At 67.8% G+C, this 18,268-nt stretch carries 19 protein-coding genes; 8 read left to right on the top strand and 11 right to left on the bottom strand.

Features of this window, described 5'->3' with window-relative positions:
• Positions 1-158: 158 nt before the first annotated feature.
• From ACFYP0_RS06320 to ACFYP0_RS06345, 6 genes are all read right to left on the bottom strand, one after another.
• On the bottom strand, positions 159-1,175 hold the full coding sequence (locus tag ACFYP0_RS06320; protein ID WP_386994721.1) for an ABC transporter permease subunit: 1,017 nt from the start codon (positions 1,173-1,175) through the stop codon (positions 159-161).
• The gene (locus ACFYP0_RS06325) at positions 1,172-2,053 is read right to left on the bottom strand and encodes an ABC transporter ATP-binding protein (RefSeq protein WP_356974700.1); all 882 of its coding nucleotides are present in this window, start codon (positions 2,051-2,053) and stop codon (positions 1,172-1,174) included. The genes ACFYP0_RS06320 and ACFYP0_RS06325 overlap by 4 nt, the downstream gene beginning before the upstream one ends.
• Positions 2,050-2,439 (bottom strand): GntR family transcriptional regulator, encoded by a 390-nt coding sequence (locus ACFYP0_RS06330; RefSeq protein ID WP_124853702.1) that lies wholly within the window; start codon positions 2,437-2,439, stop codon positions 2,050-2,052. The genes ACFYP0_RS06325 and ACFYP0_RS06330 overlap by 4 nt, the downstream gene beginning before the upstream one ends.
• A 249-nt stretch (positions 2,440-2,688) precedes the next feature.
• Positions 2,689-3,270 (bottom strand): DUF4760 domain-containing protein, encoded by a 582-nt coding sequence (locus tag ACFYP0_RS06335; RefSeq protein WP_356974697.1) that lies wholly within the window; start codon positions 3,268-3,270, stop codon positions 2,689-2,691.
• Positions 3,271-3,636: 366 nt separating this feature from the next.
• Positions 3,637-4,164, bottom strand: coding sequence for a carboxymuconolactone decarboxylase family protein (locus tag ACFYP0_RS06340; RefSeq protein WP_356975341.1), 528 nt, complete (start codon positions 4,162-4,164; stop codon positions 3,637-3,639).
• Positions 4,165-4,290: 126 nt separating this feature from the next.
• Positions 4,291-4,818: a PadR family transcriptional regulator gene (locus ACFYP0_RS06345; RefSeq protein WP_356974695.1), complete on the bottom strand. Its 528-nt coding sequence runs from the start codon at positions 4,816-4,818 to the stop codon at positions 4,291-4,293.
• A gap of 62 nt (positions 4,819-4,880) precedes the next feature.
• Between ACFYP0_RS06345 and ACFYP0_RS06350 the strand changes: the two genes are divergently transcribed.
• The 3 genes from ACFYP0_RS06350 (at position 4,881) to ACFYP0_RS06360 (ending at position 7,452) form a co-directional block, all read left to right on the top strand.
• Entirely contained in the window at positions 4,881-5,636 is a 756-nt protein-coding gene (locus ACFYP0_RS06350) for an alpha/beta fold hydrolase (RefSeq protein ID WP_124853699.1), read from the top strand.
• Between the two features lie 363 nt (positions 5,637-5,999).
• A complete protein-coding gene (locus ACFYP0_RS06355) occupies positions 6,000-6,578 on the top strand; it encodes a hypothetical protein (protein WP_355577963.1) in 579 nt (192 codons plus the stop codon).
• A gap of 268 nt (positions 6,579-6,846) precedes the next feature.
• Positions 6,847-7,452 (top strand): lytic polysaccharide monooxygenase auxiliary activity family 9 protein, encoded by a 606-nt coding sequence (locus tag ACFYP0_RS06360; RefSeq protein WP_356974687.1) that lies wholly within the window; start codon positions 6,847-6,849, stop codon positions 7,450-7,452.
• A 79-nt stretch (positions 7,453-7,531) separates the two neighbouring features.
• Here the strand turns inward: ACFYP0_RS06360 and ACFYP0_RS06365 are convergent, their stop codons facing one another.
• The 5 genes from ACFYP0_RS06365 to ACFYP0_RS06385 all read right to left on the bottom strand — a co-directional run bounded on the left by ACFYP0_RS06365 (position 7,532) and on the right by ACFYP0_RS06385 (position 11,179).
• Entirely contained in the window at positions 7,532-7,891 is a 360-nt protein-coding gene (locus tag ACFYP0_RS06365; RefSeq protein ID WP_244218753.1) for a VOC family protein, read from the bottom strand.
• A gap of 152 nt (positions 7,892-8,043) precedes the next feature.
• Entirely contained in the window at positions 8,044-8,910 is an 867-nt protein-coding gene (locus tag ACFYP0_RS06370; protein WP_356974685.1) for a serine hydrolase, read from the bottom strand.
• A 49-nt stretch (positions 8,911-8,959) separates the two neighbouring features.
• Complete coding sequence (locus ACFYP0_RS06375) at positions 8,960-9,574, bottom strand: hypothetical protein (RefSeq protein ID WP_355496633.1); 615 nt, start codon at positions 9,572-9,574, stop codon at positions 8,960-8,962.
• A 230-nt stretch (positions 9,575-9,804) separates the two neighbouring features.
• A complete protein-coding gene (locus tag ACFYP0_RS06380; protein WP_355577958.1) occupies positions 9,805-10,305 on the bottom strand; it encodes a SigE family RNA polymerase sigma factor in 501 nt (166 codons plus the stop codon).
• A complete protein-coding gene (locus ACFYP0_RS06385) occupies positions 10,298-11,179 on the bottom strand; it encodes a hypothetical protein (RefSeq protein ID WP_386994728.1) in 882 nt (293 codons plus the stop codon). The genes ACFYP0_RS06380 and ACFYP0_RS06385 overlap by 8 nt, the downstream gene beginning before the upstream one ends.
• A 974-nt stretch (positions 11,180-12,153) precedes the next feature.
• Here ACFYP0_RS06385 and ACFYP0_RS06390 point away from each other — a divergent pair.
• From ACFYP0_RS06390 to ACFYP0_RS06410, 5 genes are all read left to right on the top strand, one after another.
• Positions 12,154-14,592, top strand: coding sequence for a non-reducing end alpha-L-arabinofuranosidase family hydrolase (locus ACFYP0_RS06390; RefSeq protein WP_386994730.1), 2,439 nt, complete (start codon positions 12,154-12,156; stop codon positions 14,590-14,592).
• A gap of 87 nt (positions 14,593-14,679) precedes the next feature.
• A complete protein-coding gene (locus tag ACFYP0_RS06395; RefSeq protein WP_386994732.1) occupies positions 14,680-16,056 on the top strand; it encodes a poly(ethylene terephthalate) hydrolase family protein in 1,377 nt (458 codons plus the stop codon).
• Between the two features lie 208 nt (positions 16,057-16,264).
• Positions 16,265-17,176 (top strand): GNAT family N-acetyltransferase, encoded by a 912-nt coding sequence (locus ACFYP0_RS06400; protein WP_386994735.1) that lies wholly within the window; start codon positions 16,265-16,267, stop codon positions 17,174-17,176.
• Positions 17,173-17,661: a barstar family protein gene (locus ACFYP0_RS06405; protein ID WP_386994737.1), complete on the top strand. Its 489-nt coding sequence runs from the start codon at positions 17,173-17,175 to the stop codon at positions 17,659-17,661. The genes ACFYP0_RS06400 and ACFYP0_RS06405 overlap by 4 nt, the downstream gene beginning before the upstream one ends.
• Positions 17,662-17,844: 183 nt before the next feature.
• Positions 17,845-18,225 (top strand): hypothetical protein, encoded by a 381-nt coding sequence (locus ACFYP0_RS06410; protein ID WP_112726971.1) that lies wholly within the window; start codon positions 17,845-17,847, stop codon positions 18,223-18,225.
• Positions 18,226-18,268: the final 43 nt, after the last annotated feature.

Consider the following 18,268-nt stretch of genomic DNA (forward strand, 5'->3'; position numbering starts at 1 on the left):
TGAGGTCGTTTCAGGGTGGTATCTGTCGGATTGCACCACGGCCTGCCAGCATCCGATCACCGCCCACGGTGGAGTCGACCGTGCTCTCACCCGACGGCGCCACTCGCCTTAGGCAGGGCGGTCCGGGAGGCGCGGATTCTCGGCCGCTGGCTGTGCCGTCAGACCAGTCGGCGGCGGACCCACCAGAGGGAGAACAGGGACAGCGCGACGGTCAACGCGAACAGCACGCCGAACTCCCGCCATTGCAGGTCCCAGAACTTCGAGCCGGGCACGTAGCTCACCTTCAGGCTGAGGTTCTGCTTCCCCAGCCAACTCTGGCACGCCTCGCGCCCACCGGACGCCCTCGGCCCGCACTGGGTCATATCGGCCGGACCATTGAACTCCGCTCCGGTCGAGGTGATCGTGGTGCTCGACACGATCCAGTCACCCCTGCGGTCGGGCTCGAAATGGACCGTCATCCGCCCTGTGTCAGGGCTCATCGAGATCCCGTAATCACCGTCGAACTGCAGAGGGCTGACCGTGGTGACCGGCTGAGCCAGCCAGGGTCGCACCACGAACGGCGCGGCGATCTGCAGGCTGATCACCACCAGCAGGGTCACCGCCATCGCGGCGAGAGTCCGCCGCAGCAGCAGCCCCGTGGCGACACCCACCACGAAGGCCAGCGTCGCGTAGCCAATCGGCACAATCCCCCGGGCCGCGAACACCAGCGGGTTCATCCGGTCCGCCGAGGCCCCGTCGATCGGCTGCGCCCACTCGGTCAGCACCAGGCTGAGCAGGCCGGCACCGAGCGCGGCGGCACCGCAGCCGGCCGCCAGTTTGACCAGCAGCCAGCGGCCGCGGCTGACGGACTGGCTGAAGACCATGCGGTACGTGCCGGACTCCAACTCCCGGGCCACCAGCGGTGCGCCCCAGAAGATGCCCACCAGGGCGGGCAGCAGGTACAGGGCCCCGATGGCGGCGATGTGGAACTCACTCGCCCATCCCCGTTGCAACGCCTGCAGGAACGCCTCGCCGGCGGCACGACAGGCATCGCCCTGGCAGCCGGTGTATCCGGTCTGCGTGGCCAGCTCCGTCACCTCCGACCAGGTCAGCGCCAGACCGCCCAGGAGCGCCAGCAACAGGGCGCCGGTGGCCAGGGCCGGAGTCCGGAACTGCCGCCAGGTCATCCAGATCATCGCTGTCCCTCCAGAACCCGGTCCGGCCCGTCGCCGGTGGCACCGCTCATGTACGCCAGCACGATGTCCTCCAGGTCCAGCCGGTCGACCTGCCAGGACGGGTCGACGATCGGCGCAGTGCTGCGCACCACCAGGGTCGACTGCACCTCGGTGTGACTCTGCTCGACCAGGGCTCGCCCGGCGCCCAGGTCGGCGGTGTCGCGCCGCCGCCCGACCAGACGGTGGTGGGTGGCGAGCAGGTCGTCCACCTCGCCGGCCACCCGCACCCGAGAGGCGACCAGCACGATCAGGTGGTCGCAGACCCGTTCCAGGTCGGCGACCAGATGCGAGGACATCACGATGCTCATGCCCTGCTCTGCGGTCAGCTCCATCAACCCCTGCAGAAAGTTGCGCCGGGCGAGCGGGTCGAGTGCCGCCACCGGCTCGTCGAGCAGCAGCAGATTGGGACGCTTCGCCGCCGCGACGGTCAGGGCCAGTTGGGCGCGCTGGCCACCGGAGAGCTTGCCCGCCTTCTGTGCCGGATCGAGGCCGACCTGGGCGATGCGCCGCTCGGCGAGCGCAGCGTCCCAGGACGGGTTGAGGTGCGCGCCCATCCGCAGGTGGTCGGCAACGGTCAGACCGGCGTAGACCGGGGTGTCCTGCGCGACGAACCCGACCCGCGGCGACCCGCTGACCGGCCGCGCGCCGAGCACCTCGATCCGCCCCGCGGTCGGATCGAGCAGCCCACAGGCCAGTTGCAGCAGCGTGGACTTACCGGCGCCGTTCGGCCCGACCAGGCCCACGACGTGACCGGCCGGAATGTCCAGAGTGCAGTCCTTCAGTGCGGAACGCCGCCCGTACCGCTTGGTCAGAGCGTCCGCGATCAAGGCGCTAGTCATCCTCGGGCCTCCGAAAATGCCCGAAAGCTACTGAGGAAGAGCGCCTCGATGCTCTCGTCGTCCAGGCCCGCCTCCCGTGCCTCGGTCAGCCAGCGGGCCAGGCCCTGCCGCAGCGGTTCGTGCTTGCTCAGCGAGTCGCCGCCGAGCGTGCGAGTGACGAACGTGCCCAGTCCTGGCCGGGCGGTGACCAGGCCCTCGTACTCCAACTCGCGATACGCCTTGGACACCGTGTTCGGGTTGATCGCGACCCGGGCCACCACCTCCTTCACGGTGGGCAGCTTGTCGCCTTCGTTCAGGACTCCGAGCCGGAGCGCGTGCCGTACCTGTCGGATGAGCTGCATGTACGGTGCGACCCCGGACCGTGCGTCCAGGTGAAACTCGATCACCTCGCCACCCCATTCCACTAGTTGCCTAGCACAATAGGGCCATCGAAGGTCTGTCCGCTACCGAACGACGTCACCTCGCACCATGAGATCTCGGGCGACCACCTCGTCGAGCCACGCCAAGACCCCGGAACGGAGGCAGAGAACGACTGCCGCCATCGACTACCGCCACTCGACGCGGTGGAGCGAGGGCGTTTTCGGCAGATTCGCGACCGGAGCCACCACGGAGACGAGCGCCCCGGCCCCCCGGGGTCAGCCCTCCTCGCCCGCCTCGGGTCGAGTCGCGGAGTCCCCGTCAGTGACCCTTGTACGGGAGTGCCCGGCCGACCTCAGGGCATCGGGATCGGGCAGTTGGTGCGTCTGTCGTTTCAGTGACGCCCAGGAATGCCGCTGCCACCAGGGCCTACGCAACGTGTGCCGATACGCCTTCCGCGCCAGCCATTCGAAGTAGATCCACTGATCTGGGCTGTTTTGACGCGTGCGCAGGTCGGCGATCATCGGCGACAGGATGACGAAGAGTCGGACGCACCAGTTCGACCAGAAGTCGAGGAACGCCCTGCGGTCAGCGTAGGAATTGCGGAGCAGGAAGCCGATTTGCGAGATCTGTATGCCTACAGCAGTCGCCGCAGCACGCTCCTCCTCAGACCACTGTGCGTATTCCTTGTTCTCCAGTCCGTAGACCACGTCTCGCAGCGCCACGTTCTCGGCCGACCAGTGATTCGTCATCGCACCGGACAGAATGCCCCCGCGTGAGACGGACCGGCCGACCAACAACTGAACACACGAGATCAACGCAGCAACGATCGCCACCACGGCCGAAATCTGTGCGGTCAAGGCGCCCTCCCGCTGACCATCAGGAACGCGAACCTATGTTCCTGGGCGCAACTGCCCTGGATCATCCATCTTCGACGATGTCGTCAAGTGCCCGACCCGCAACAGCCCTCCATGCCTGCCGGTCTACGCCGGTCATCCCGCTTGGGTCGGAACGTCCGGCCATGCCCGCTGAGGCGGGTCGACCGACCCAGGTGGCTGGCTCCAACGGATAGACAGTGACGAACTTGCCGCTGGCGGTCCGGGCCCCTCGAACTCGACCGGCTGTTGTGCCGGCGTTGAATCGAGTCTCATCGACGGGACATGGTGGGCTCCAGTGCGCCTAATCACGACGTTCGATGTGGGGTGCACAGGTACTCATGACACTAGTCAGGGCCGCGCACCGTAAACGTCGGCGCCCATCGGCTTGTCGACTTCCAGGTCCGTTACCGCGGCGACCCGGGCGATCATCATGTACTGCCCGATCACCATCAGGAGTTCGACCACCTCGCGCGGGGAGAGCAGCCCGCTCAGTGCGGCGGTGGTCTCGTCGGGCGGGCGGACGTCGCGGACGACTTCGGTCGTGAACCGCAGGACGATCCGCTGGTCTGACGTGAAACAGTCGTCCCCGATCTCGTCGCGCCCGAGCGCGTGGATCATCTCGTCCGTGGCGCCGACGGAGCGGGCGATGGGCTCGTGCTGAGCCCACTCATATGTCACGTCGCTCAACTGGGCAACTCGCAGGATCGCGATTTCGCGGAGCAGTGGGTCGAGGGCCAGGTCCTTGAGCAGCGTGCCGCCCCAGCGCATCCAGTCCGGAAACGCCGTCTCGGCGTGGGCCATGACGCGGAAGAAGCTCAGGGGAAGCGCGGCCTGCAGCGCCTCGCGGACCGGCGCCGGGGCATCGGCCGGGTTCACGTACGGCAAGCGGCTCATGTTTCCCCTTGGAAGCGGCAAATCAGGTGCCACGGACCATATCCCGATCCCCGCTGCGCCCGCCGCCGATCCGTTCGGATACCGCTGGTAGGACCCCGATGACGGTGGTCATCGCGCGAGCGATGTCAGCATTTCCCGCAGCCAGGCAATCTCCGTGCGGCTGGTGGCGGTGGCGATGCGGAACAGCCCCCGGCGAAAGGGGTCGTCGGGGAAGTCGTCGGCGCGCAGTGGCCGGTCGCCGTCCCAGAAGAAGCTCGCTGGCTGGGTGAGGAAACTCAGCCTCCGGCGCAGCACGGCACCCTGGGCCGCCGCGTCGTCGAGGTGGCGCAGGAAGGCCAGCAGCGTGAACCAGCGGTTTTCGTCGGTGATGAACAGCTCGTCGGGTGCGCGGAGCTGACGCAGCAACTCCGCCTGCCCGGCCGGGCTCAGGGTCAGCACATGCCGTGGTGCCGCCATCTGGCCAGCCTGTACGTCGCGGCGCAGCAAGCCCGCACGTTCCATCCGCTTGATCGTCGGATACAGCGTCCCGTCCGCGATCGGCCGGACGTGGCCGGTGAGTGCGGCCACGCGCCTGCGCAGCTCGTAGCCGTGCAGCGGGGCGTCGGCCAGGAAGCCCATTATCGCGAACTCCAACACCGTGTTAGCTTACCTCGGCCGAGAGATACCTCGAACACGAGGTACTAGTCAGGAGGTATGTGATGCGCGGCGCCCAGGTTCGACCAGATGGCACGACGATCCGCTGGGTGGAACTCCCCGGCACCGAACCCACTCGGATCTACCTGCACGGGCTCGGTGCCTCCTCGCCGGCGTACTACGCGGCGGTGGCTACCAACCCCACCCTCAGCGGACAGCGCAGCCTGCTGATGGACCTGCTCGGACACGGCATCAGCGACCGGCCGACCGACGCCTCGTACACACTGGAGGAGCACGCCGACCTCCTCGCCATCGCCCTGTCGGCAGCCGGGGTCAGCGCCGCGCAGGTGATCGCACACAGCATGGGCGGCGCCGTCGCCATCGTCCTGGCGTCCCGCCATCCGCACCTTGTCTCCGCACTGGTCCTTGTCGACGCCACCCTCGACCCGCAGCCGCCGGGCGAAGGCCTCGGCGCCCGCTACACAGAGGAGCAGTTCGTCCATGGCGGCGGCCGGTCCGAGACGCTCACCCGGGTCGGCACAGCCTGGGCTGCGACGATGCGGCTTACCGGCCCGGAGGCGCTTTACCGCACTGCGGCACACCTCGGCCGCGGCACCACCCCCACCATGCGTGAGCTACTGGTCGAACTGCCCGTGCCGCGCACATACCTCCATCCGGCCGACAACGAGCCGAGAGGTGCGCGCGCTCTGACCGACGCCGGCGTGCGGGTGGTCGCCGTACCAGAGGCTGGCCACAACATCATGCTGGACAACCCCGACGGCTTTGTCGCGGCCACAGAGGCGGCATTGCGCAGGCGGTGATCCTCAACCACTGGAGCGGGTGACCGGGCCGAATTCACGCTGATGCTCGTCGATGTTGCCAAAGCCGATCCAGACGTGTTGGAATGGCTCATATCGCCGCAGCGCGGGGGCAACCGCGCTGGGAACGGCCAGCACGGGAGCATCGCAGCGCCGGCAGCACGCCGCCTTGGCGGACGCTCGCCTGGCGGATCGCCGGGCCACCTCTACGACGACGGGCGCTTTGCCGGGCAATCGTCCTCGCCCGCCGTAGGTAACCCCCGGCACGTGTCCCCCCCAACGGCTGACGCGCTCGACGCCTGACCCGCCGGGGGCGTCCGATTCGGCCTGCCAGTACCAGAACCGGCGACGAGGTGAGAAGCAATCATGATTTCCCGAGAGAACTTCGCGGGTTGGTACCGGAACCGCTTCGTGTGGGTAGCGGTGATCCTGCTGGTGGTGTCGGCCGGCGCGGTCGTACTGGTCAACCGGACCGACCCGCAGGCGAAGCCGGCGGATCTGCAATCGCAGATCATTGCCCGGATGCGGACCACGCTCGAACAGGCGGACCCGGGGCAGCACAACCACGCCGGCCACGGGGCCCAGCAGGCGGCCACCACGGAGAAGCCGGCAGTTATCTGTGGGGTCCGCGTCTACGGTTACGAGCCGACCGAGGCCACCGCGCTCGCCGACGTGCAGACGGTCTACGGCTTCCACCTCTGCGGAGTAGCCGAGAAGCAGCGCCCCTGGGACGTGGCGGTCAAACTGGCCGGTCCGGTGATCATGGACGTGTCCACCGCACCTCCGGGCATCCAGGTGGTCGAGGCGACCGCCGAGGTCATGTTCATCGACCGACTGCGGCAGATGTTCCCGCCCAAGTACGCCGAGCCGGCGACCAGGGAAGCGCTGACCGAGTCGGAGATGGCCGACCTTCGGCGTCGGTACGACGCGGCAGCCGGCCTGTGACCGCGCTGGTCGGCCGGTGGCGTGGTCGTTACCCGCACCCGGCTCCGAACCGGGCGGCTGCGGACACCCCGGTCAGCTCGATCCACATCCGACCATAGATAGATAATCGTTGATATCTGAGTGGATAGATGCAACAGTTGGTTTGGGAGCGTTCCCATTCTGATTTGCAGTCCCGAAGAGCGGAGGATGAACAGTGCGTTCACTCAAGTCCGATCGATCCGGCGGACGATCCCGGTCACCAGTCCGTCGGTCCCTGCGAGCGTTCGTCATGGTGTTCGCCATCGTGGCCGGCATGCTGCCCTTCACCGGGGCAGCCCAGGCCCACGGCACGATCATCAACCCGATGAGTCGCGCCTATCAGTGCTGGAAGACCTGGGGCAACCAGCACATGAACCCCGCCATGCAGCAGCAGGATCCCATGTGTTGGCGGGCGTTCCAGGCAAACCCCGACACCATGTGGAACTGGATGAGCCAGTTGCGGGACGGCCTCGGCGGCCAGTACCAGGCTCGCACCCCGGACGGGCAGCTGTGCAGCAACGCCCTGTCCAGGAACGACAGCGTGAACCAGCCCGGGGCGTGGAAGTCGACCACCGTCAGCCGCAACCTCACGGTCCAGCTGTACGACCAGGCCAGCCACGGCGCTGACTACTTCCAGGTCTACGTCACCAAGCAGGGGTTCAACCCATCCACCCAGAAGCTCGGGTGGGGCAACCTCGACCTGATCACGACGACCGGGCGCTACGCGCCGGCGCAGAACATCTCGTTCAACGTCTCGCTCCCGTCACGCAGCGGGAACCACATCCTGTTCGTGCTCTGGAGGGCGTCGCACCTGGACCAGACCTACATGTGGTGCAGCGACATCAACGTCACCTGATCGACAGTTCCAACAACTGCGACGCTGATCCGGCCCAGGGCGTTGGCGCCCTGAGCCGGATCAGTCCTTCCGTTGGAGGTCACACGTCGGCCTCGAGAGCGAAGGTGTTGCCGTCCGGGTCCTGGAACCATGCGATACGTCCACCTCCGGCCCGCGCAGTGATCCCCTTGTCGTCGTGCTCGAACTGCTCGTAGCGAACGAACTCGACGCCGGACGAGGTGAGCTCGTCGACGACCTGGTCGAGGTCCTCGACGTACCACGTCGCCAACGTCGCCGAGGTCTTCCCGGCGGTGACCGACTGGTACACGTTCAGCGCCGGACCGCCACCGGAGCCATAGACGCGGCTGCCGTCGGCGATGGTGGCGCTGGGGCCGGACCGCAGCGCCCGCAGACCGAGCACCCCTTCGTAGAAGGCGACGGCCTTCTGAATGTCGGACACGGCGACCGAGGCTCTGAGATGGTACGTACTCAAGGGCATGAACCACTCTGGCAGGTGCTCGACGAATGAGGGCGCCGAATCGGAGACCCTCAAGTCCGCGCGCTGCGGGAGCCTCGACCGCCCACCACCCGTAGCCTCGCTGGCGCTGGGCCCTACCCCTGCGGAGGACCGTCGCCCGCAGTGGCGGTACGCAGTTCCTTGAGCACGTACGTGGCGGCCTTCTCGACGACGCGGACGCCCGCTTTCTGGCTCACGTGATGGTCGGATAGCACGGCGATCAGCCAGTCATGACGGGCCTCGACGATCCGTCCGATGCTGTTGACCAACCAGCGGCCGCCGTCGACATCAGCGGTGTCCCAGCCGTTCTTGACGTACTCGGAACGACTGCCCGGCTCCCCCGCGGCGGTGACACCCCATCGCTGCTCGGGGATCACCTTCTTCATCAGGCCCATGATGAAGGTACGGTCCTGCGGGGTCAGCGGTCCCGTCGGTGACGTCAGCGCGGTCAGCAGACGAAGCTGGTCGGCGACCGTGGTCGTGGTGAGTCCCCAGTGCGAGTTGGGCTTCGTCTCACGCAGACCGAGCGCGCGGTTCGCGGCGGTGAGGCCGCGCGAGCCCCCGATCCGCTGCCACAGGGCCACCGCCGCATCGTTGTCACTGGACACGATCATGGCCTCGGCCAACCGTCGGGTGTCAGAGCCCAGGGCCTTGCCCGGTGGGTTCTGACGCAGCAGAAGAGCCGCGAGGATGTTGACCTTGACGATGCTGGCGGTCTCGAACCGTTTGGCGCCGACCGTCACCGAAGCCGTTCCTTGTCGATCCAGTGCCGCGACCGCCAGGTGGCCGTCGTACCGCTCCACGTAGGCCTCGATACGCGTTCTCGCCTGGCCGATCCAGTCGATGGCCGGCGTCGTGGGGATCGGGCTGGCAGGAGAGGAATCGTGCGATGATCCGGCTCCGTCGCCGTCGCGGTCGCGCGTGGCACCGAAAGCGGCCGTCGCAACGCCGGCCAGCGACATGGTGGCCGCGGAGAGGACCCAGCGTCGCGGCAGCTGCCGCCCTTTCCGCTCAGCCAAGGCGGGCCACCGCCCTCGCCGCGACCGAGTCCACCACGGCCTGGCTGCCCGGATCGGGCAGGCGGACCGTCGAGACCGTCTCGCCTCGTTTCACCATCACGAAGTACGTGACGGTGTTCGGGGTGTCCGCATGCGCGATACGACCTCGAATGAGCATCCCGGTGCCCTCCAGATAATGCGGATCGACCACGTCGAACGAGACCTGCGATCCGAGGACCGGGTAGCTCGCACACCGCAGGAGGACCCGACGGACGTCATCGACGTTCCGCTCGGCCCATCCACTTTCGTACGTCTCCACGACGTGGTGCGCCCGCGACGAGCCGTCAGACAGCCGGTAGTAGCGCTCCACGGCAGCGCGCCGATGCGACTTGGCCGGGTAGTCGCTGCTCTTGTAGTTGGGGCAGCTGTCCTGCTCCCACGGCCAGGACGCTAGACCAGTTCGCGCGTCGTCCTCATGCCAGTCCGCTCCCAGATCGCCCGCCCCCAGCAGCGGGCTCGGATCGCCCCGTTCCGCGTTCGCGGTGTGTCGTTCGTCGGGGCTGACACCGGACTCCCCCCGATGGCACCCTGCGGCCATCACCAACAACGCCGACAGGACCGCCGGCACGACCGCGACCGAACCTCGGCCTCTGCCGAGAATCCGGCCTCGGCTCGTCCTGCTGCTCGACACGGACACCGATAACCTCCCCAAACGCAGATACCTGCCACCACACGTGGCCCTTCAGCCGACGACGCGTGGCGGCACCTTCGTCGCCGCCGCAGCACCGACGCGGCGGCTGCCGGCCTGCGGCCCCACACCACCGGGACCCGCCGCACCCCGGCCGCAGACCGGACCCGTCAATGGCGTTCCTCGGCGAACAGCTCGGAACGGGTCTCGCCGAGCAACTCGCGCAGGCGGTTGAGGGAGCGCATGCTCTGGCTCTTGACGACGGCGATGGAGACGCCCACAACCTCGGCGGTCGCCTCCACGCTCAGGTCGTCCCAGTAACGCAGGACGATGATCGCCCGGTCCCGCAACGGCAAGGTGGCGACCGCGTCCAGCAACGTCATGCGCAGCTCGGCCGGATGTTCCTCGCCCCGCTCCGGCGGCGCCGACATCGCCAACTCGCGGCTGGAACGACGTCGCTGCTGGTCGATCATGCAGCGCAGCAGTATCTTGCGGGCGTACGCGTGGGGATCGTCGGCCCGGCGGACCCGCCTCCAGTTGGCGTACACCTTGGCCAGCGTCGTCTGGGTGAGGTCCTGGGCGAGATGCCAGTCGCGGCACATCAGGAACGCGGCGTCGCGCAGCCGGCCAGCGGCCGCCTGCGCGAACTCCACGAAGTCTTCGTCAGCCATTCGACCGGGTCAGCTTGGGGAACCTCTTGGCACCGTTGATGACGTACTCGGCCGGCAGTTGCGTCCCCCAGATCGGGTTGCCGGCGATCTCGGTCGCCTCCTTCACGGAGAGGGCGGCCGGTGCCGGAACGGTTCCCTTGGGCTCCCAGACCAGACAGGTGGAGATCATCAAATTGACCTGGAAGCCGCCGCGGTGGTGCACGGTGACCATCTGGTTCTGCACGCAGTTGCCGGGCATTTCGGTCAGCTCCACCGTCCCCGGGACCGGGTTGCCACCGAGGTTGTCCCGGTAGATGGAGAGCCGCACCATGCCCGGCCCATCGCCTCGGTCCAGGTAGAGCTGGACGTACGGCATACCGGGGCCCGCCCCGCTGCTCTGCAGACTCGCATAACCGCTGGTCTCCCCCTTGGGCAGCAGCCGGGTCAGCAGTTCCAGGGCGCCCTGTGGTGTGGTGGTCAGCAATTCACCGTCCGGACCCGCCCCCATCCTCAGGGTGTCGATCACCGTGGTCGAGGGAACCGGCGGACGGGGGTCCCCGCGCGGCTCCTCGCCGGTGCCCGACTCCAACCCGCCCGGGGCGCCATCGGAGGACCCAGCCGGGGACGGCGTGGCGGTGTCGACCGACCCACCCGGCGAACCGACGTTCAGCCCGCCAGGCTGACCTGTGTCATCCGCACCGACGCCGAGCGGCCCGGCGGCCAGACCGATCACGAGCAGCATCGCCAACGCCGATCCGCCGGCACCGAACTGCGCCAGGCGACGCTGGCGACGAAGTCGGCGGCCCTGCACCACAGACTGCTGGACCAGGTCACCCAGCGGCGGGGCGGGATGTTGGGCCAGGTCGTCCCTGAAACGCCCACGCACGTCGCCCATGTCCCTTGTTCCTCCTCGGCCGACCGCCCGAGTGGCGATCCGTCACTGACCTGACGGGTTGACCGGCCGATTTGGTTACCGAGTTTCGGCGCGAATTTTCAGCCACCCGCGTCGTCGGAACCCGGTGTTTTCACTAGGTGTGCGGCCACCTCCGTAGCGTCACGCTCCCCTTGCCAGATGCGTTGCTGCGGGCGGTTCGAGCAGCTGAAGCTGCTGGCGGTCCCGGCTCCTGCCTGCCCCAGGGGCGACACAGTGGGTTGAGGCACAACCCGCAGAGCATCCTAGGAGGTTAGGTCGTCGACATGGGAGCAGCGAACGACGTGCTCCGGATCCGCCTGACCAACGTCATCCAGTCGGGGCAAGGGTTCGCGGTGCTGATGCGGCAGCTCACCCCCGAGGCCGACGAGCGGCCGTAGACCCAACGGTTCGTCGACTCGTGCTCTGCGCCGCGTACGCAGAAGGTTCCGCGATTCGCCACAGCGCGTGGAGCCCGCCGATGCGTACGTCCAGCTTGTCGCTTCCGGTCTGGTCCACCGCGTAACGCGGGTCGACCAGCCACCTCGCGAGGACTCCCGCCCTTGCGCCCGGATCCGTAACAGGTCCGAAACTACCGGTTGAAAACTCTGGAATTTTCTGCCAGCCTGAGAGCCATCGACAAGTGTGAACGTTAACAAGATCCGTTAGCACTGGAGGCGCTCCACGCGACCGTCGGGCCCACCCACCTGCCAGGTGACCACGTCCACCACCGAAAACGCCCAACGCCCACAACCACCCCCCGACGGGCGACCGGGCCTACCTGTCACCGCACTTCACCCGCTGGCCAGGTAGCCCGAACGACTCGCATCCGGGCTGGTGCCCTGACGTGAGCCCCGGCCCGCTCGGGCGGACTCGACATCGTGCCCGCCGCCATCCGAGCGGGGCCTCCCAACGGAACAGCAACAGGAATCTCTTACCCCCACCACAGGAGGATCAGCATGGTTCCCCGGACCCGTCCCATCAGGCGCACCCGACTGCGAACGCTCACTCTTTCCGGAACAGCCGCGATAATTCTGGCCCTGGTCGTGTCGCTGCTGCCCAACCTGGCCCAGGCCGCCGAGACGACCCTCGGTGCCGCCGCAGCCCAGTCCGGCCGGTACTTCGGTGCCGCCGTGGCCGCCAACAAACTCAACGACAGCGCCTACACGACGATCCTGAACCGCGAGTTCAATGCCATCACCCCCGAAAACGAAATGAAGATCGACGCGACCGAGCCGCAGCAGAACAACTTCACCTTCAGCAACGCGGACCGGATCGTGAACCACGCCCTCTCCCGGGGCTGGAAGGTCCGGGGCCACACCTTGGCCTGGTACTCGCAGCAGCCGGGCTGGATGCAGAGCATGGAGGGCAGTGCGCTGCGCAGCGCGATGCTGAACCACGTCAGCCGGGTGGCCGGCTACTACAAGGGCAAGATCTACTCGTGGGACGTGGTGAACGAGGCGTTCGAGGACGGCAACAGCGGCGCCCGTCGTAACTCGAACCTGCAGCGCACCGGCAACGACTGGATCGAGGCGGCGTTCCGCGCCGCCGACGCGGCCGACCCGGACGCGAAGCTCTGTTACAACGACTACAACACCGACAACTGGACCTGGGCCAAGACGCAGGCCGTGTACAACATGGTGCGCGACTTCAAGTCTCGTGGGGTGCCGATCGACTGCGTCGGCTTCCAGTCGCACTTCAACGCCAACTCGCCGTACAACAGCAACTACCGCACCACGCTGTCCAGCTTCGCCGCCCTCGGGGTGGACGTGCAGATCACCGAGTTGGACATCGAGGGATCCGGCACGACGCAGGCCAACACCTACCGCAGTGTGGTCAACGACTGCCTTGCCGTGGCTCGCTGCAACGGGCTCACCGTGTGGGGCGTGCGCGACTGCGACTCGTGGCGCTCCAGCGGCACTCCGCTGCTCTTCGACTGCAGCGGCAACAAGAAGGCCGCCTACACCTCCACGCTGGAGGCCCTGAACAGCGCGGGCCCCGGCACCACCCCCACGCCCACCACGCCGGGACCCACCCCCACCGTCCCACCCGGCTCCGCCTCCGAGATCGTGGGCACACAGTCCGGCCGGTGCGTCGACGTCCCCAACGCCTCGACCACCAACGGCACGCGGGTCCAGCTCTACGACTGCAACAAGCAGACCAACCAGGCATGGACCTACACCGCGAACAAGCAACTCCAGGTGTACGGCAACATGTGCCTCGACGCGGCGGGCACCGCCAACGGCGCGGCGGTGCAGATCTACAGCTGCCACAGCCAGACCAACCAGCAGTGGAACGTCAACTCCAACGGCACCATCAGCGGCGTGCAGTCCGGACGATGCCTGGACGTCTGGAGCACCGCCAACGGCGCCCAGATCCAGCTCTACGACTGCAACGGCCAGAGCAACCAGCAGTTCCGGCTGGCCTCCCTCGGCGGCGGCACCCAGACGCCCACGCCCACGCCGACCACGCCGCCGCCGACCGGCGGCACGTGTGACCTTCCCTCGTCGTACCGGTGGTCGTCGACCGGTGCGCTGGCGCAGCCGAGGTCCGGGTGGGTGTCGCTGAAGGACTTCACCGTCGCGCCGTACAACGGTCAGCAGCTCGTCTACGCCACCACCCACGACACCGGCACCACGTGGGGCTCGATGAACTTCGGCCTCTTCTCGAACTACTCGCAGATGGGCTCGGCCAGCCAGAACGCGATGAACAACGCGACCGTCGCGCCGTCGCTGTTCTACTTCGCGCCGCGCAACATCTGGGTGCTCGCCTACCAGTGGGGCGGCACGGCCTTCTCGTACCGGACCTCCAGCGACCCGACCAACCCGAACGGATGGTCGTCGGCGCAGACGCTGTTCACCGGCAGCATCTCCAACTCGAACACCGGTCCGATCGACCAGGCTGTCATCGGCGACGACCAGAACATGTACCTGTTCTTCGCCGGTGACAACGGCCGGATCTACCGGGCCAGCATGCCGATCGGGAACTTCCCCGGAAGCTTCGGCTCCAACTACACGACCATCATGACCGACTCGACGAACAACCTGTTCGAGGCCGTTCAGGTCTACAAGCTCCAGGGCCTGAACAAGTACCTCATGATCGTCGAGGCCATCGGCTCGAACGGGCGCTACTTCCGCTCGTTCACCGCCAGCAGCCTGGGCGGTTCGTGGACGCCGCAGGCCACCAGCGAGAGCAACCCGTTCGCTGGCAAGGCCAACAGCGGCGCCACCTGGACCAACGACATCAGCCACGGCGAGCTGCTGCGCACCAACGCCGACCAGACCATGACCGTCGACGCCTGCAACCTGCAACTGCTCTACCAGGGCCGTTCCCCCAGCTCCGGCGGCGACTACGGCCTGCTGCCGTACCGGCCGGGTCTGCTGACCCTGCAGCGCTGACCAACGGAGAAACGCCGGGGGCGGGCGGGCTCGGCACACGACGAGCCCGCCCGCCCTTGGCTCCCCCACCACCAGGAGGTACCGACAGTGCGAGGACCCGCGAACCACCCCCCGCCCGCGGGGAACACCCCCGCCGACCACGTGGCGCCCAGCCTTCGTGGCCGGCTGTTCAAGCTCGCCGCGGCCGGGATCGCCGCCGCGGTCGGCCTGCTGACCATCACCCTGACGACCGGGTCCGCGTCGGCCGCCGACAACCCCTACCAACGCGGCCCGGACCCCACCCGGACCAGCGTCACCGCAGTGAACGGCCCCTTCGCCAACACGTCGGTCAGCGTCCCGACCGGGTACGGCTTCAACGGCGGCAGGATCTACTACCCGACCGACACCAGCCAGGGCACCTTCGGTGCCATCGCGATCTCGCCGGGTTACACCGCGTTGTTCTCCGCCGAGCTGGCCTGGATGGGACCGTGGCTGGCATCCCACGGCTTCGTCGTGATCGGCATCGAGACCAACAGCCGCAACGACTTCGACACGGCCCGAGGCACCCAGTTGCTCGCCGCACTGGACTACCTCACCCAGCAGAGCCCGGTACGCGACCGGGTCGACCCCACCCGGTTGGCGGTCGCCGGTCACTCGATGGGCGGCGGCGGCGCGCTGAGTGCGGCCACCCGACGCTCGTCGTTGAAGGCTGTGGTCGGCATCGCGCCGTACTCGCCGTCGTCGAACCTGGCCAACGACCGGGTGCCCACCATGATCTTCGCTGGTCAGGCGGACACGGTGGTCACCCCGTCCTACGCCACCGGCCTGTACAACAGCCTCCCGGCCACGACGGAGAGCGTCTACCTGGAGGTCGCCGGCGCGGATCATGGCTTCATGGTCGGGCGGTCGAACCCGGTGATGGTCCGGACCATGCTGCCGTTCGTCAAGATGTTCGTCGACAACGACGCACGGTACAGCCAGTTCCTCTGCCCGCTGTTGGACTCCAGCGGCGTGGTCACCTACCGCAGCACCTGCCCGTTGTTGCCCTCGACGCCGACCACCCCGACGCCGACCCCCACCGATCCGCCGACCACCCCACCCGGCTCCGCCACCGAGATCGTCGGCACACAGTCCGGCCGTTGCGTCGACGTCCCCAACGCCTCGACCACCAACGGCACCCGGGTACAGCTCTACAACTGCAACAAGCAGACCAACCAGGCATGGACCTACACCTCGAACAAACAACTCCAGGTGTACGGCACCATGTGCCTCGACGCGGCAGGCACCGGCAACGGCGCGGCGGTGCAGATCTACAGCTGCCACAGCCAGACCAACCAACAGTGGAACGTCAACTCCAACGGCACCATCAGCAACGTCCAGTCCGGACGATGCCTGGACGCCTGGAGCACCGCCAACGGAGCCCAGATCCAGCTGTACGACTGCCACGGACAAACCAACCAGCAGTTCAGGCTCGCCGCCCTCTGACTCCGCGCAGCACCTCTTCGAAGGTGTGCAGATCGACCAGCGGCACTGCGAGATCCAGCACGTCTGAAACGGGCGGACCCGGCGTCGCGCCGGGTCCGCCTGGCCGGGACCAACCGTGGGTCCGCCGCACGGTTGGTCCGGCGCTTACAGGTCCTCGGCCGCCCAAAATTCGCGTGTCGATGTGGTAGGCGGTGGCTAGCGTACGCGGATGAGCATTGTCCCGAGGACCGGAATACGGCTGCGATTCCTCAGCGATCCGGGCGAGTTCCTGGCCGCTGCGGGCGACTACCTCGGCGCCGATCCGGTCGTCAGCACGGTCGTGACCACCATCGCGCACCGGCTGTTGTCACAGCAGGCCGAGGGGCTCCCGCAGCCCGACCGCAACTGGTGGCTGGTGGTCAGCGACGACTCCGGCACCGTGGTCGGTGCCGGGATGCGCTCGGCGCCGTATGCCCCCTATCCGCCATTCCTGCTGCCCATGCCCGACGAGGCGGCCGTTGCGCTGGCCCACGCGTTGCACGATCGCGGGGAGGAGGTCCTCGCGGTCAACGGGGCCCGGCCCGCGGTCGACCTGTGCGCCACCACGCTGGCCCGGCTCGGCGGGGGTGAAGTCCAGGTCTCCCTGCACACACGGCTGCACGAGCTCGGCGAGCTGACGTGGCCGCCACCAGTGCCTGGCGGCTTGGTGGCCGCGACCGAGGACGACGCGGGACTGGTCACCGAGTGGCTCGCCGCGTTCGTGGGCGACGCCGACGAACAGGCGGGCCGCGCGCGCGGTGCCAGCGCGCACGAAGCGCCCGACCACGCGGAGGTGCTGCGTCGGATCCACGCCGGACGGCTGTGGTTCTGGCTCGACGAGACCGGGGAGCCGGTGCACCTCACCGGTGCCAACCCACCGTCGTTCGGGGTGGCCCGCCTGGGCCCGGTGTACACACCGCCGGCCCAGCGGGGGCGCGGTTGGGCCAGCAACGCGGTCGCCGAGGTATCCCGCCGAATCCAGGCCGAGGGCGCGCGGGTCTGCCTGTTCACCGACCAAGCCAACCCGACGTCGAACAGGATCTACGCCGCCCTCGGCTACCGGCCGGTCGTCGACATGGCCAACCTGGTCATCGTGGGATGAGCAGCCGGTGGAACGGCTCCACCGATCAGGTCGTGGTCTGCTCGCGCAGTGCCCTGGTCGAGCTGGCGGCGGTGTTACCGGCAGCGGGCAGGTTCGTCGTCGCCCGGCTCGACGCAACGAGGATGACGGATGCGGACCACGCCTTCTACGAGTTTTCCGACGCGCTGCTCTTTCCGGGCTACTTCGGCTGGAACTGGGCTGCGTTGTCCGAATGTCTCCGTGATCTGAACTGGTTGCCCGCGGACGGGTATCTGATCGTCGTCGAGAACGCGCCCCGGTTGCTGTCGAGCAGTGCCGAGGATCGGCGCACACTGTTCCGCATCCTGTCGCAGGCCGTACATCACTGGGCCAGCCCGTTCGGCCAGCCAGAGTTCACGGTGCTGCTGCTCTGCGACCGCGAAGACGAGGCAGCGCTGTTGCGGCAGGAGATCGCCCGCGCGGACGACCGTACGCCTCACTCCGGTGATCGGCGAGGCCTCCAGTGACATCAGGGTTGAGAGCGGCGACCGCACCAGCGGCGTCACCGGCCTCGCCAGCGCACCGTATAAGGGCGCAGAGTGGAAACTTCGGAATATCTTGTACAGTCCCGAAGAACAGTTCACTACCCGTGCCGCAACGCCGGTACCGACCCTCAGCCTGATCGTCCATCCACCCGCGAAGAGGTCTTGATGCCAGATCAGACGGTCGCCGGCATGGCGCTCGCTAACCTCATCGAAGAACGCCGAAGGCAGCTGAGCAACCCGAGCTACCGGGCAATCGCCGAGAGCGGTGGCCTGAAAAGTCACATGACGGTCTACAACCTCGCTACCAAGCCGCTGAAGGCGATGCCCGAGGCGGGCACGCTGGAGGGCCTGGCCCGCGGCTTGGACCTGGACCTGGCGATAGTGACCCGAGCAGCCCAGTCAGCGTGCGGCTACCACGTCTGGGAGCGGGCGCTACCGGACGACCCGACCAAACAAATGATCATCGCGAACATCGAAGATCTGGAGCCACACGAGCTGGACGCGGTGGCAACCGTTGTTCAGGCGTACCTGCGGTCCAGGAAGTAAGGTTCGCCGGCACCGCCCCGTCCCATCCCCCCTCCCCGAGGTT

The organism is Micromonospora arida (assembly GCF_042873195.1).
Lineage (GTDB): Bacteria > Actinomycetota > Actinomycetes > Mycobacteriales > Micromonosporaceae > Micromonospora > Micromonospora arida.